This window comes from Geodermatophilus sp. SYSU D00703, from assembly GCF_054050155.1.
The window spans coordinates 14,565-29,256 of the sequence record NZ_JBJGYU010000016.1 but is presented as its reverse complement, the minus strand read 5'-3'; the positions used below and the strand labels follow the sequence as shown (position 1 = coordinate 29,256).

9 protein-coding genes and 1 riboswitch are annotated in these 14,692 nt (G+C 73.1%); of the genes, 5 read left to right on the top strand and 4 right to left on the bottom strand.

Translation table 11 applies throughout. The features are described 5' to 3' along the window. Positions 1-11: 11 nt before the first annotated feature. From ACI782_RS15835 to glgX, 3 genes are all read right to left on the bottom strand, one after another. Entirely contained in the window at positions 12-587 is a 576-nt protein-coding gene (locus ACI782_RS15835) for a LysM peptidoglycan-binding domain-containing protein (protein WP_456910846.1), read from the bottom strand. 3 nt (positions 588-590) lie between these two features. Then, positions 591-751: riboswitch (cyclic di-AMP (ydaO/yuaA leader) on the bottom strand. 306 nt (positions 752-1,057) lie between these two features. Beyond that, positions 1,058-3,403 carry a malto-oligosyltrehalose synthase gene (gene treY / locus ACI782_RS15830; protein WP_456910844.1) on the bottom strand — a complete coding sequence of 782 codons (2,346 nt, stop codon included), beginning with the start codon at positions 3,401-3,403 and terminating at the stop codon, positions 1,058-1,060. 1 nt (position 3,404) lies between these two features. After that, positions 3,405-5,519 carry a glycogen debranching protein GlgX gene (glgX, locus tag ACI782_RS15825; protein ID WP_456910842.1) on the bottom strand — a complete coding sequence of 705 codons (2,115 nt, stop codon included), beginning with the start codon at positions 5,517-5,519 and terminating at the stop codon, positions 3,405-3,407. 441 nt (positions 5,520-5,960) lie between these two features. Here glgX and uvrB point away from each other — a divergent pair, with 441 nt between their 5' ends. The 5 genes from uvrB (at position 5,961) to ACI782_RS15800 (ending at position 13,296) form a co-directional block, all read left to right on the top strand. After that, positions 5,961-8,075 (top strand): excinuclease ABC subunit UvrB, encoded by a 2,115-nt coding sequence (uvrB, locus tag ACI782_RS15820; RefSeq protein ID WP_456910840.1) that lies wholly within the window; start codon positions 5,961-5,963, stop codon positions 8,073-8,075. A 119-nt stretch (positions 8,076-8,194) separates the two neighbouring features. After that, entirely contained in the window at positions 8,195-8,548 is a 354-nt protein-coding gene (locus tag ACI782_RS15815) for an MmcQ/YjbR family DNA-binding protein (protein ID WP_456910838.1), read from the top strand. Between the two features lie 281 nt (positions 8,549-8,829). Continuing rightward, positions 8,830-10,011 carry a TerC family protein gene (locus ACI782_RS15810; protein ID WP_456910836.1) on the top strand — a complete coding sequence of 394 codons (1,182 nt, stop codon included), beginning with the start codon at positions 8,830-8,832 and terminating at the stop codon, positions 10,009-10,011. Positions 10,012-10,179: 168 nt separating this feature from the next. Beyond that, the gene (locus ACI782_RS15805; protein ID WP_456910834.1) at positions 10,180-11,286 is read left to right on the top strand and encodes a TerC family protein; all 1,107 of its coding nucleotides are present in this window, start codon (positions 10,180-10,182) and stop codon (positions 11,284-11,286) included. A 45-nt stretch (positions 11,287-11,331) separates the two neighbouring features. After that, positions 11,332-13,296 carry a S9 family peptidase gene (locus ACI782_RS15800; RefSeq protein ID WP_456910832.1) on the top strand — a complete coding sequence of 655 codons (1,965 nt, stop codon included), beginning with the start codon at positions 11,332-11,334 and terminating at the stop codon, positions 13,294-13,296. Positions 13,297-13,421: 125 nt separating this feature from the next. Here ACI782_RS15800 and ACI782_RS15795 read toward each other — a convergent pair whose 3' ends face one another. Then, complete coding sequence (locus tag ACI782_RS15795; protein WP_456910830.1) at positions 13,422-14,660, bottom strand: polyhydroxyalkanoate depolymerase; 1,239 nt, start codon at positions 14,658-14,660, stop codon at positions 13,422-13,424. Positions 14,661-14,692: the final 32 nt, after the last annotated feature.

The following is a 14,692-nucleotide window of genomic DNA, read 5'->3' as shown; positions in this document are numbered from 1 at the left end:
GACGGTGCGGCTCAGACGACGAGCGACTGCCCCACGTAGACGAGGTTCGGATCGCTCACCCGGTCCTGGTTCCGCGCGTACAGGTCGCGCCAGCTCATCCCGTGGGCCGCGGCGATGGTGCCGAGCGTGTCCCCGGCCCGGACGACGTAGCTCCCGGCCGCCGTGCGGTGGTCCCGTGACGCCCGTTCGGGTTCGGTCGCGACGGGGGCCGCCGCCTGCGCCGACGACCCGCCGGTCAGGTACCGGCCGCAGTTCGGCCAGGCGCCGATGCCCTGGCCGTCGAGGGTGCGCTCGGCGACCACGATCTGCTGCTCCTTGCTGGCCAGGTGGGCGTTGGACGCGAACTCGTGCCCGCCGTAGGCGGCCCAGGTGCTCGCGCTGAACTGCAGGCCGCCGTAGTAGCCGTTGCCGGTGTTGATGTGCCAGTTCCCGCTGGACTCGCACTGGGCGACGCCGTCCCAGTCGTGCTCCGCGGCCGAGGCCGTGCCGGGGAGCGCGAGGGCGGACAGGGCCGCCGCACCGGTGAGGACGACGGCGCCGCGACGCAGGGCGCGTGCGGGCGTGCGGGATCGGTCGTGCTGGGGCATGGAGGATCCTCCGATCGACCGCCGGCGGGGTGAGCTGTCGGGTTCGGGCGGATCGGTTGCCCGGCCGCGGGTCGCGGCTTCACCCCGAGACGCGCAGCGCTGTTCACTGCAGCGCGCCGAGAGTGGGTCCCCCACCCCCGTCCACGGTCGTGCAGAGGTCGGACGCCGCCGGACGGGGTTGGGCGGGACGGCGCCGTGCCCGGCCGGACAGCCGGAGCACGGGCGGGACGCTAGGAGCGGACGCCCGGGTCCGCGCGCGGCGACGGGCGTTGCGCGCCGGCGTGGCGCGACAGGCCGGGCCGGGGGCAGCGCACCGCCCTCGGCCGACAACTCTCCGTCGTGAGTCCGGGAACGTCGTCGAAGGCCACCCTCCAGGGGCCCTCGGCCTGAGCCTCGTGACGTGCTGGAGCGGCCCCTCTGCAGGGTCCCGCCGCGAGCCTGCGAGTGGCGGGGGGCAGAGGGGTCCTCTCTCAGTCCCGGACGAGCAGCGCCACCGGCAGCCGCTCCAACGCCGCGCCGACCGGCAGTCCGGCGGCGTCGGAGACGAACCGGTCGCCGGTGAGCAGGTCCCGCCACGACCCGTTCGGCAGCTGCAGCGCGGTGTCGCCCCAGCCCCCGGAGGCGGCCAGCCCGACCGGCAGCCGGGTCGCCACGGTCACGACGCCGCCCCGGTCGAAGGCCACCACGTGGCCGGCCGCGGCGCCGGTGGCCTCGACCGGCTGGTAGCCGCCGAACCACCCGGGGTGCTCGCGGCGGGCGCGCAGCGTCCGGGAGACGACGAGCAGCTTCGCCGCGCCCTCGTCGTCCACCGGCGGCACCCAGCCCTCGTCGAGCCGGGCCAGCAGGCGCCGGCGCAGCCCGTAGTCCACGGGGCGGCGGTTGTCCGGGTCGACCAGCGAGAGGTCCCACAGCTCGGTGCCCTGGTAGACGTCCGGGACGCCGGGCATGGTCAGCTGCAGCAGCTTCTGCGACAGCGAGTTCGACCGGCCCGGCGGCGTGATGCGGGCCACGAAGCCCTCGAACTCAGCGCTGGTCGTGCGGTCGTCGTACGCGGCGTCCACGAGCGCGTGCAGCCGCGCCTCGAACTCCTCGTCGGGGTCGGTCCACGTGGTCGACGTCCCGGCCTCGCGCGCCGCCTTCTCCGCGTAGGCGTGCGCCCGCTCCCGGGACAGCGGCCAGGCGCCGACCAGGTTCTGCCACACCAGGTGGGCCAGCGGCCGGTCGGCGAGCCGGTGCCGGGCCAGCCAGCCGCGGACCAGTCCCGCCCACTCGGTGGGCAGCTCGGCGAGCACCGCCAGCCGCGCCCGCACGTCCTCGCTGCGCTTGGTGTCGTGCGTGGACAGCGTCGTCATCGACTGCGGCTTGCGCGCCAGCCGGCGCCCCTGCGCCTCGTGGAACTCCGCGACGGTGCTGCCGAAGCGGGCCGGGTCGCCGCCCACCTCGTTGAGCGCGACGAACCGGGCCCAGCGGTAGTAGGCGGTGTCCTCCACGCCCTTGGCCATGACTGGGCCGCTGGTCTGCTCGAAGCGGGTCGCCGCCTCGGTGCCGGCCTGGGACAGCACCGGGTGCAGCGCGTCGAGGGCGTCGGCCAGGTCGGGACGGCGGGACCGCACCGCGGCCACGGTGGCGTCGAGGTGCTCGCGGCCGTCGGGCAGGTAGGTGCGGTAGACCGGGAACGCCGCCAGCAGCTCGGCCAGGGCCTCGGTCTGCTGCTCCCGCGAGATGCCGGGCAGCTCGCCGATCACCCGCACCAGGCGGGCCACCTCCGAGCCGAGCATCCCGTCGGTGACCTCGCGCTTGCAGGCGTGCACCAGCGCGGCGTACTCCACGGCCCGGCCGGACAGCTCGGTGTCCAGCGCGGTCAGCGCAGGCTCGCCGGCCGGGTCGACCAGCACGTCGTCGACCTCGGTCAACGCGTCGTAGCCGGTCGTCCCGGCGGTCGCCCAGCTCTCCGGCAGGTCCTCACCGGGCTCGAGGATCTTCTCGACCACCGTCCACCGGTTACCGGACAGCCGGGCCAATCTCTCCAAGTACTCCCTGGGTCTGGCGAGCCCGTCGGGGTGGTCGATCCGCAGCCCGTCGACCGCGCCGGCCGCGACCATCTCCAGGACCAGCCGGTGGGTGGCGTCGAAGACCGCCGGGTCCTCGGCGCGCAGCCCGGCGAGGGTGTTGATCGCGAAGAACCGCCGGTAGTTGAGGTCGGTGTCGGCGCGCCGCCAGTCGACCAGCTCGTAGTGCTGGCGGGCGTGCACCTCCTGTGGCGTGCCCCCATCGGTGCCGGGGGCGATCGGGAAGCGGTTGTCGTAGTAGCGGAGCTCGCCGTCCACCACCTCCAGCTTCTCGACGTCGTCCGCCGACCCGAGGACCGGGACGCGCAGCTTGCCGCCGCCGAAGTCCCAGTCGATGTCGAACGCCGCGGCGTGGGCGCTGTCCCGGCCGTGCTGCAGCACGTCCCACCACCACGGTGCCTCCGCCGGGTCGGCGACGCCCATGTGGTTGGGCACGAGGTCCAGCACGAGGCCCAGGCCGCGCCCGTGCAGCGCCTCGACCAGCCGGTCGAAGCCCTCCCGCCCGCCGCGCGACTCGTCGACGTGCGCGTGGTCGACGGTGTCGTAGCCGTGGGTGCTGCCCGAGGCCGAGCGCAGCAGCGGGGACGAGTAGGCGTGGCTCACGCCCAGGTCGGCCAGGTAGCCGGCGACCGCCGCGGCGTCGTCCAGGGGGAAGTGGGCGGTGACCTGCAGCCGGTAGGTCGCCGTCGGGACGTCGCGGCGGCGCTCCTCGCTCAGCGGCTCGCTCTCGGGGGTCGGCTCGCCCACGTCAGGACCGCCGCGGCGCGCTGAGGACCACCATGGAGCGGTCCTGCAGCGTCATCGTCTCGCCCGGCTTGAGCTCGAGGGGTTCGACCTCGCCCATCTCGGCGGTGTCGAGGCGGACGGTCCAGGACCCGGCGTACTCCTCCGACGGCAGGCAGAAGTCGATCGGCTCGGAGGAGCCGTTGAACGCCAGGTAGAAGTGGTCGTCGACGACGTCGTCGCCGCGCTCGTCGGTCTCGCGGATGCCGTGCCCGTTGAGGTACATGGCGATCGCCTTGCTGAACCCGGCGTCCCAGTCGTCCTCGGTCATCAGGTCGCCGGCGGGCGTCAGCCAGGCGACGTCCTGCACCGGCGCACCCTCCTCGCGCCGGACCGGCCGGCCGTGGAAGAACCGGCGCCGTCGGAAGGTCGGGTGGTCGGCGCGGATGCGGGTCACCAGCTTGGTGAACGCCAGCAGGCCCTCGTCGACCTCGTCCCAGTGGACCCAGGTCAGCGGGGAGTCCTGGCAGTAGCCGTTGTTGTTGCCCTGCTGCGTGCGGCCGAGCTCGTCGCCGTGCAGCAGCATCGGCACGCCCTGGCTGAGCATCAGCGTGGCGAGGAAGTTGCGCCGCTGGCGGGCCCGCAGGGTGAGCACCTTCTTGTCGACGGTCGCGCCCTCGACCCCGCAGTTCCAGCTGCGGTTGTGGCTCTCGCCGTCGTTGTTGCCCTCGCCGTTGGCCTCGTTGTGCTTCTCGTTGTACGAGACCAGGTCGGTGAGGGTGAAGCCGTCGTGGGCGGTGACGAAGTTGATGCTGGCCACCGGCCGCCGCCCGGAGTGCTGGTAGAGGTCCGAGGACCCGGTGATCCGGCTGGCGAACTCGCCGATCGTGGCCGGCTCTCCGCGCCAGAAGTCGCGGACGGTGTCGCGGTACTTCCCGTTCCACTCGGTCCACAGGGCGGGGAAGTTGCCCACCTGGTAGCCGCCCTCGCCGACGTCCCAGGGCTCGGCGATCAGCTTGACCTGGCTGACCACCGGGTCCTGGTGGACCAGGTCGAAGAACGCCGACAGCCGGTCGACGGCGTGCAGCTCGCGGGCCAGCGTCGAGGCGAGGTCGAAGCGGAACCCGTCGACGTGCATCTCGGTGACCCAGTAGCGCAGCGAGTCCATGATCAGCTGCAGCGCCTGCGGGGTGCGGGCGTTGAGCGAGTTCCCGGTGCCCGTGTAGTCCATGTAGTACTGCGGGTCGTCCTCGACCAGCCGGTAGTACGCCCGGTTGTCGATGCCTTTGAACGACAGCGTCGGGCCCAGGTGGTTGCCCTCGGCCGTGTGGTTGTAGACGACGTCGAGGATCACCTCGATCCCCGCCTCGTGCAGGGTCCGGACCATGCCCTTGAACTCCTGCACCTGCATGCCGTTGTCGGTGTTGCTGGCGTACTCGTTGTGCGGTGCGAAGAAGCCGATCGTGTTGTAGCCCCAGTAGTTGCGCAGGCTCTTCTGCTGCAGGGTGTCGTCCTGCACGAACTGGTGCACGGGCATGAGCTCGATCGCGGTGACGCCGAGGTCCTGCAGGTGCGCGACGACCGCCGGGTGGGCGATGCCGGCGTAGGTGCCGCGCAGCTCCTCCGGGACGTCGGGGTGGGTCATCGTCAGGCCCTTGACGTGGGCCTCGTAGATGACGGTCTTGTGGTAAGGCGTCCGCGGCGGCCGGTCCACGCCCCAGTCGAAGTACGGGTTGACGACGACGGACTTCGGCATGTGCACGGCCGAGTCCTCGTCGTTGCGCTCACCGGAGTCGAAGTCGTAGCCGAACACCGACGGGTCCCAGTCGACCTGGCCGTCGATGGCCTTGGCGTAGGGGTCGAGCAGCAGCTTGTTCGGGTTGCAGCGCAGTCCCTGGGCCGGGTCGTAGGGGCCGTGGATGCGGTAGCCGTACCGCTGGCCGGGCTGGACGCCGGGCAGGAAGGCGTGCCAGACGAAGCCGTCCATCTCCGGCAGCCGGATGCGGGTCTCCGTGCCGTCGTCGTCGAACAGGCACAGCTCGACCTTCTCGGCCACCTCGCTGAAGATCGCGAAGTTGGTGCCGGTGCCGTCGAACGTGGCGCCGAGGGGATAGGCGGCGCCGGGCCACACCTGGTTCATCAACGGGGTCCTCCTGCGTGGCGCCCCCGGGGCCGGGGGCCGGTGGCCTCCGGCCGCGGGGCGTCGGCGGGAGGTCGGGGCGTGCTGCTCCGTCGTCCCCGTTGCCCTGCCCCGCGGCCGCCCAACCCTCCGGGCGCCGACTGAGGTGGAGATCTCGCTCACCCCCGGCCCGGGACGACGACGGCCCCCGCGGAGTTCCCACGGGGGCCGTCGTGCGCAGGTCCGGCCGGGGCAGTGACGCTGAGGTCCGACCTCGCCCGGGCGAGTGGCCTCGGGTGGCGCTGGTCCTCGGCGCTGACCGCTCCTGCGAGAGGGGACGCTAGGGGTGGCCGTACCCCATGGCAAGCACCGTCGGCCACCCGGTCGGCCCCGCCCGCCCCAGGAGTGCGCCGCCGTCGCACGGGCCGCGTCCTGTCACACCCCCGTCGTACCGTCGTCGACGTGCGCGCAGCCACCCACCTCCGCCCCACCCAGGGGCGCTTCCGCGTCGTCAGCGAGTTCCAGCCCTCGGGCGACCAGCCGGCCGCGATCAAGGCGCTGGCCGAGAAGGTGAACGCGGGGGAGCAGGACGTCGTCCTCCTCGGCGCCACCGGCACGGGCAAGTCGGCCACCACCGCGTGGCTGGTCGAGCAGGTCCAGCGGCCCACCCTGGTGATGGCGCCGAACAAGACGCTCGCCGCGCAGCTGGCCAACGAGTTCCGGGAGCTGCTGCCCGACAACGCCGTCGAGTACTTCGTCTCGTACTACGACTACTACCAGCCCGAGGCGTACGTCCCGCAGACCGACACCTACATCGAGAAGGACTCCTCGATCAACGAGGAGGTCGAGCGGCTGCGGCACTCGGCCACGCAGGCGCTGCTCACCCGGCGCGACGTCGTCGTGGTCGCCACCGTCTCGTGCATCTACGGCCTGGGCACCCCCGAGGAGTACGTCGACCGGGCGCTGAAGATCTCGGTGGGGGAGGAGCGCGACCGCGACGAGTTGCTGCGCACCCTGGTCACCGAGCAGTACACCCGCAACGACCTCAGCTTCACCCGCGGCACGTTCCGGGTGCGTGGCGACACCATCGAGGTCTTCCCGGTGTACGAGGAGCTCGCCGTCCGCATCGAGATGTTCGGTGACGAGGTGGAGCGGCTGTACTACCTGCACCCGCTGACCGGCGAGGTGGTCCGCGAGGTCGAGGAGCTGTTCGTCTTCCCGGCCACCCACTACGTGGCCGGCCCCGAGCGGATGGAGCGGGCGATCGCCTCCATCGAGGCCGAGCTCGAGCAGCGGCTGGCCGAGCTGGAGCGGCAGGGCAAGCTGCTGGAGGCCCAGCGGCTGCGCATGCGCACCACCTACGACATCGAGATGATGCGCCAGGTCGGCTTCTGCTCCGGCATCGAGAACTACTCCCGGCACATCGACGGCCGCGCCGCCGGCAGCGCCGGCGCCTGCCTGCTCGACTACTTCCCCGACGACTTCCTGCTCGTCATCGACGAGTCGCACGTGACCGTGCCGCAGATCGGCGGCATGTACGAGGGCGACATGAGCCGCAAGCGCACGCTGGTCGAGCACGGCTTCCGGCTGCCCTCGGCGATGGACAACCGACCGCTGAAGTGGGAGGAGTTCACCGACCGGATCGGGCAGACCGTGTACCTGTCGGCCACCCCCGGCCCCTACGAGCTGGGCCGCACCGGCGGCGAGTTCGTCGAGCAGGTGATCCGCCCGACCGGCCTGGTCGACCCGGAGGTCGTCGTCAAGCCGACCAAGGGCCAGATCGACGACCTGGTGCACGAGATCCGGGTGCGCACCGAGCGGGACGAGCGGGTCCTGGTCACCACGCTGACCAAGAAGATGGCCGAGGACCTCACCGACTACCTGCTCGAGCTGGGCATCAAGGTCCGCTACCTGCACTCCGAGGTCGACACCCTTCGCCGGGTGGAGCTGCTGCGCGAGCTGCGGCAGGGCGAGTACGACGTCCTGGTCGGCATCAACCTGCTGCGCGAGGGCCTCGACCTGCCCGAGGTGTCGCTGGTGGCGATCCTGGACGCCGACAAGGAGGGCTTCCTCCGGTCGGGCACCTCGCTCATCCAGACCATCGGCCGCGCCGCCCGCAACGTCTCCGGGCAGGTGCACATGTACGCGGACTCGATCACCCCGTCCATGGCGCACGCGATCGAGGAGACCAACCGCCGGCGGGAGAAGCAGATCGCCTACAACACCGAGCGGGGCATCGACCCGCAGCCGCTGCGGAAGAAGATCGTCGACATCCTCGACGGCATCTACCGTGAGGCGGAGGACGCCGAGGCCGCGGAGCTCATCGGCGGTTCGGGCCGGCAGCAGTCCCGCGGCAAGGCGCCGGTGCCCGGGCTCTCGTCGAAGAAGGCCGGCAAGGCGGGGTCGATCGACGTCCAGGGCCTGCCGCGCAACGAGCTGGCCGACCTCATCGCGCAGGTGAACGACCAGATGCTCGCCGCCGCCCGCGAGCTGCAGTTCGAGGTCGCCGCCCGGCTGCGCGACGAGCTGGCCGAGCTGAAGAAGGAACTGCGGCAGCTCGACGCCGCGCACGCCTGAGGCGATCCGGGCTCGACCTCGCCCCGGCCCCGTCCAGAGGCTCGCCCGGCCCCGTCCCGGGCTCCGCCCTGAGCCTGCGAAGGGCGGGAGGACGGGGCCCTTCTCCTATGGTCGCGCGGGTGGAGCGGGACGAGCTGATCGCGTACTGCCTGGCCAAACCCGGCGCGGAGGAGACCTACCCCTGGGGCGACGCGGAGCTGGTCGCCAAGGTCGGCGGCAAGGCGTTCGCCTTCATCGGCCTGGACGCCGGCACCGTCGGGGTGAAGTGCGGCCGGGACGCCGCCGAGGCCGCCGAGTGGCGGGAGCGCCACCCCGGCGCGATCGTCGCCAGCTCCTACATCGGGCGCTACGGCTGGAACGCCGTCGACTGGACCGGCCCGGTGCCCGACGACGAGGTCCGCGAGTTGGTCGACGCCTCCTACGACGCGGTCGTCGCCGCGCTGCCGAGGAACCGGCGGCCCGCCGCGCCCTGACGCCCGCGGTGCGCGGACGCCGTCCGTGGCCGGCGCCTCCGGTGGTCGACGTCACTCCGGGTGGCGGGAACCTCTCGAGCGGCCCGTCCGTGCTCACTGTGGATCCACGGTGCGCCGGCGCTGCCGCCTGCCCGCCGCCGGGTCCACACGTGGAGGGGAGTATCCCTACGCGGCGGGGTCGTCACCACGGGGTCGCACCGACCCTCGGTCCTGCCGGTCGCGCCCGCGGCGGGAGAGACCTCCGGCACTGACACGTCTGCCAGTACCGGAGGTAAGCACCCGTGGACGTCCCCTTCTGGATCTGGGCGGTCACCGTCGCCGCCATCGTCGGCATGCTCGTGTTCGACTTCGTCGGCCACGTGCGCACACCGCACGCACCCACCCTGCGCGAGTCGGCTGTCTGGTCGGCGGTCTACGTCGGCATCGCCGTCGTGTTCGGACTGCTCGTGCTGTGGTTCGCCGGGCCCGAGTACGGCGGTGAGTACTTCGCCGGCTTCGTCACCGAGAAGAGCCTCTCGGTCGACAACCTGTTCGTCTTCGTGCTCGTCATGAGCAGCTTCGCGGTGCCCCGCGAGCTGCAGCAGAAGGTGCTGCTGTTCGGCATCGCCTTCGCCCTCGTCCTGCGGACGGCGTTCATCCTCGTCGGCGCGGCGGCCATCGAGAACTTCAGCTGGGTCTTCTACGTCTTCGGCGGCTTCCTCATCTGGACCGCCTACGCGCAGGCGAGGGGCGGCGGCCACTCGCACGACGAGCAGTTCAAGGAGAACGGCGTCCTCCGGCTCACCCGGCGGCTGGTGCCCACGACCGAGGACTACCACTCCGACCGGCTGACGACGACGATCCACGGCAAGCGCCACATCACCCCGCTGGCGATCGCGCTGGTCGCCATCGCGAGCGCGGACATCCTCTTCGCCGTCGACTCGATCCCGGCCATCTTCGGCCTCACCCAGGAGACCTACCTGGTCTTCACCGCCAACGCCTTCGCCCTGCTCGGCCTGCGCCAGCTGTTCTTCCTGCTCGACGGCCTGCTCGACCGGCTGGTGTACCTCTCCTACGGGCTGGCGGTCATCCTGGGCTTCATCGGCGTCAAGCTGGTCGTCCACGCGCTGCACACCAACGAGCTGCCGTTCCTCAACGGCGGCGAGCACGTCACCGTGGTCCCCGAGATCCCGACCTGGCTGTCGCTCACGGTCATCCTCACGACGTTGGTGGTCACGACCGTCGCGAGCCTGGCGAAGAACCGGCACGACCGGGCCCGCGGCGAGACCGTCCGCGGCGCCGATCGTCCCGCGCCGGACGCCGAGACCGTCCGCGGCGCGGATCGTCCCGCGCCGGACGCCGAGACCGTCCGCGGCGCGGATCGTCCCGCGCCGGACGTGACGCCCGTCCGCGACCTCGCGTCGAGGACGGAGCCCGCAACCGGTACGGTGAGCGTCACGGCCCCCGACGGGCGCAGCCACTGACGGCTGCACCGCGCCGAGGGTGCACGGTGGAGGGGAGTATCCCCGCGCGGCAGCGTCGTCATCACGAGGTCCCATGGCCTCCGGTACTGCCGGTCGCCGGCCCCCTCGGCCGGCGGCGGGAGAGACCTCCGGTGCTGACGGCTGCCAGTCCCCGGAGGAAACGACTGCATGGAGCTACCCGTCTGGTTCGAGGTCGCGACGTTCGTGGGTCTCACCGTCCTGCTGCTCGCCGACCTCGCGATCGTGGCCCGCCGGCCCCACGAGCCCTCCTTCAAGGAGGCGAGTCTGTGGGTCAGCTTCTACGTCGCCCTGGCGCTCGTCTTCGGCGTGCTGCTGCTGATGTTCACGAACGGGCAGTTCGCGACCGAGTTCTACGCGGGCTGGCTGACCGAGTACAGCCTGTCGGTGGACAACCTGTTCGTCTTCGTGATCATCATGGCCCGCTTCCGGGTGCCGCGGCACCTGCAGCAGGAGGCCCTGATGGTCGGGATCATCATCGCGCTGGTCCTGCGGGGCATCTTCATCCTGCTCGGCGCCGCGCTGATCGCCAAGTTCACCTGGGTCTTCTACTTCTTCGGCGCCTTCCTGGTGTACACCGCGATCAACCTGGTCCGGCACCGCAACGAGGACGAGGACTACGAGGAGAACGCCTTCGTCCGGCGGATGCGCCGGGTGCTGCCGATGACCCCGGACTTCCAGGGGGCGAAGATCCGGGTCACGGAGAAGGGCCGCAAGCTCTGGACGCCGATGATCATCGTCTTCCTCGCCCTGGGGACGACGGACCTGATCTTCGCGCTGGACAGCATCCCGGCCATCTTCGGGCTGACCCGGGAGCCGTTCATCGTCTTCACCGCCAACGTCTTCGCGCTGATGGGCCTGCGGCAGCTGTACTTCCTGCTCGGCGGGCTGCTCAAGCGGCTGGTCTACCTGTCGCTGGGCCTGGCGGTGATCCTGGCCTTCATCGGCGTGAAGCTGGTGATGGAGGCGCTGCACGAGAACACGGTGCCGTTCATCAACGGCGGCGAGCACATCGACGCGGTGCCGACCATCCCGATCTGGCTGTCGCTGACGATCATCCTCGGCGTCCTGCTCATCGCCACCGTGGCCAGCCTGATCAAGACCCGCGGCGCGATGCCCGAGGAGAGCCCGGCCGAGCCGGAGGTCGCCGACCGGACCGGCGCGGTCGGCCCGGCCGCGTCGGCCGAGGCGGAGTCCGTGGTCGAGGCGCGGGCCACCGACGTGCCGGAGTCCGCCGAGCAGCACCGCCACCCGTGACGGGGAGCCGTCGGGGCTGCTCCGGGCGGGGCTGACGGCGCGGAAGTGCTGCCCGCCGACCTCGCCCTGCTGCGCACCCCTGGGGTCCCGACGGTCTCCCCGGACGGCCGGATGGCCGTCGTGGCCGTCACCCGGCTCGACCTGGCCGCCGACGAGTACCGCAGCCGGCTGTGGGCCGCGCCCACCGACGGCTCGGCGCCCGCCCGGGTGCTGACCTGGGGGGCCCGGGACACCGCGCCGGCGTTCTCCCCGGACGGCCGGTGGCTGGCCTACCTGGCCGCCGAGCCGGGCGGTCGGCCGCAGGTGCACCTGCTGCCGACCGCCGGCGGGGCGCCGCGGCGGCTCACCGACCACCCGCTGGGCGCCGGCGCCCCGGTGTGGTCGCCGGACTCCCGGAGGCTGGCGTACACCGCGCGGGTGCCGGAACAGGGGCGGTACGGCACCGACCCGGCCGTCGGGCCGGAGGCCGAGCCGCCGCGGCTGATCACCACCCTGCGGTACCGGCTGGACGGGGTCGGCTTCCTCGTCGACCAGCACAGCCACGTGTTCGTCCTGGACCTGCCCCCGGGCGGCGCGGACGACGGGACGCCGCTGCCCCGGCCGCGGCAGCTCACCGACGGCCCCGCCGACGACGCCGACGTCGCCTGGAGCCCCGACGGCGCGGAGCTGGCCTTCGTGTCGTCGCGGCACCCGCGGGCCGACCGCGACCTGGTCCGCGACGTCTACGCCGTCCCGGCGGCGGGCGGGCCCCTGCGGCGGGTCACCGACGGGGGCGCCGACTGCTCGCTGCCCGCGTACGACCCGTCCGGCGGCCGGCTGTACCTCACCGCGCGCCCCGACCTGGGTCCCGACGGCGCGGACGACGCCGCCCGCAGCGCCACGCTGTGCCGGGTGCCGGCCGCCGGCGGGCCGCTCGAGCCGGTGCTGGACCCCGAGCACACCGACCGCGGGGACGAGACGCCGGCGACGGTGCTGGGCGAGGGCGCCGCCGTCCTCGGCGTGCAGCGGCGCGGTGCGGTGGAGCTGCTGCGGGTGCCGCTGGACGGCGGGCCGCCCGAGGCCCTCGTCGACGGGCCGTTCACCGTCCGCGGGATCGCGGTCGGCGGCGGCGTCGTCGTCGCCACGGTGGCGCACGACCGCTCCGCGGGTGAGCTCATCGCGATCACGCCGGGCCGCCGGCGGCTGCTCACCGGCTTCGGCCGCGCCCTGGGTGCCACCGGCCGGTTGCACCGGCAACGCGAGGTCACCGCGACCGCACCCGACGGCGTGCCGGTGCACGGGTGGGTCACCGTGCCCGACGGCCCCGGTCCGCACCCGGTGGTGCTGCTGGTGCACGACGGGCCCTACCGGCAGTGCGGCTGGTCGCTGCTCGACGAGGGCCAGGTGCTGGTGTCGGCCGGCTACGCCGTCGTCCGGTGCAACCCGCGCGGCTCGTCCGGCTACGGGCAGGCGCACGGCCGGGTGCTCCGCGGCGCGGAGGGCACCGTCGACGCCGCCGACGTCCTGGCCTTCCTCGACGCGGCGCTGGAGGACCCCGCCCTGGACACCGACCGGGTCGGCGTCCAGGGCACCGGGTACGGCGGCTCCCTCGCCGCGCTGCTGATCGGGCGCACCCCGCGCTTCGCCGCGGCGGTCGTGGAGGGCGCCGACCTCGACGCGGCGGAGCTCGCCGGCGCCACCGGGTCGATCACCACGCCGACGCTGGTCGTCCACGGCGAGCAGGACTGGCGCTGCCCGGTCGAGCCGGCGCACCGGTTCTACGCCGGGCTCAAGCGGCGCGGGGTGCCGTCGGAGCTGCTGCTGTTCCCGGGGGAGGGGCACGAGCTGGCCCGCTCCGGCCGTCCGCGGCACCGGCTGGCCCGGCTGGAGCACCTGCTGCGCTGGTGGGCCCGCTGGCTGCCGACCGCGGGGGACCCGGCCGAGGAGCGGGACGGCGAGGAGGCGGGCGGCGACCCGCTGCCGGACGCCGACGTCCGCCCGCTCACCGTGCGCGCGACCCGGCTGGCCTGAGCGTGGCTCGCCGGCGCCCCCGGGAGGACGCCGGCGAGCAGGAGATCAGCCGGCTGTGACACGGACCGGCTTCCGCGCCCCGGTCCGCTCCTCGCTCGTTCCTCGCTGCGGTGCTCCCGAGGCTCTCAGCCGGCGGCGGCCCGCTCGGCCGCGTGCTCGGCGATGAACGTGCGCAGCACCGGGTACACCTCGGCCTCCCAGCGGGAGCCGCTGAAGACGCCGTAGTGCCCGACACCCGGCTGCAGGTGGTGCCGCTTGTGGTCGTCGGGGATCCCCGTGCAGAGCGCGTGCGCCGCCTCGGTCTGGCCGGGGGAGCAGATGTCGTCGCGGGCGCCCTCGACGGTGAGCAGCGCCGTCCGCCGGATCGCGCCCGGGTCGACGGGCTGCCCGCGCCAGGTGAAGCGGCCGGTCGCGAAGTCGTGCTCCATGAAGATGCGGCGGACCGTCTCCAGGTAGAACTCGGCGGGGACGTCCATCACCGCCCCGTACTCGTCGTAGAACGCACGCGTCGCGGCCGCCCGCTCGGTGTTGCCCGCCACCAGGTCGCGGTACATCTGCAGGTGGGCGCCCCAGTGCCGGCGCGGGTTCATCGACATGAACGCGGTCAGCTGGACCACGCCCGGGTAGACCCGCCGTCCGGCGCCGGGGTAGCGGGCGGGCACGGTGTCGATGAGCCGGCGCTCGTAGGCCGACAGGGGCCGGCGCGCCGCCGCCTCGTTGACCCGGTTGGGGTTGATGCGGGTGTCCACGGGCCCGGCCATCAGCGTGACGCTCAGGGGCTGGGCGGCGTCGTCCTCGGCGGCGAGCAGCGAGACCGCCGCCAGGACCGGGACGGCGGGCTGGCACACCGCGACGACGTGCGTGTCCGGCGCCAGGTGGCGCAGCGCCGCCATGACGTGCTCGATGTACTCGTCGAGCCCGAACGGGCCGTGCTCGACCGGGACGTCGCGGGCGTTGTGCCAGTCGAGGACGTGCACGTCGTGGTCGGACAGCAGCGTGCGGATCGTCGGCCGGATCAGCGTCGTGAAGTGCCCGGACATCGGCCCGACGACGAGCACCCGGGGCTGGTCGGCGACCGAGGGCTTGCGGAAGTGCAGCAGGGTGGCGAACGGGGTCGACGTGACGGGCTCCTCACGCACGTCGGCCAGGCGGTCGCCGACCGGCACGACGTCGATGCCGTACGCCGGCCGGTCGTGGGTGGGGCGGGAGCGCGCGACGATGTCGCAGGCGGCCTGGAGGTGGCGTACCGCGGTCCGGCCGGACAGTGCGGTCGGCAGCGTGGAGAGGGCCCGGGCGGTGACCCCGGAGGCCGCCACGACGGGTGAGCTCGCCCGGCGGTTCCACTCGTACGCGGTGTAGAGCATGGGGACCTGCCTGTTCCTCGGTGCGGCGACGG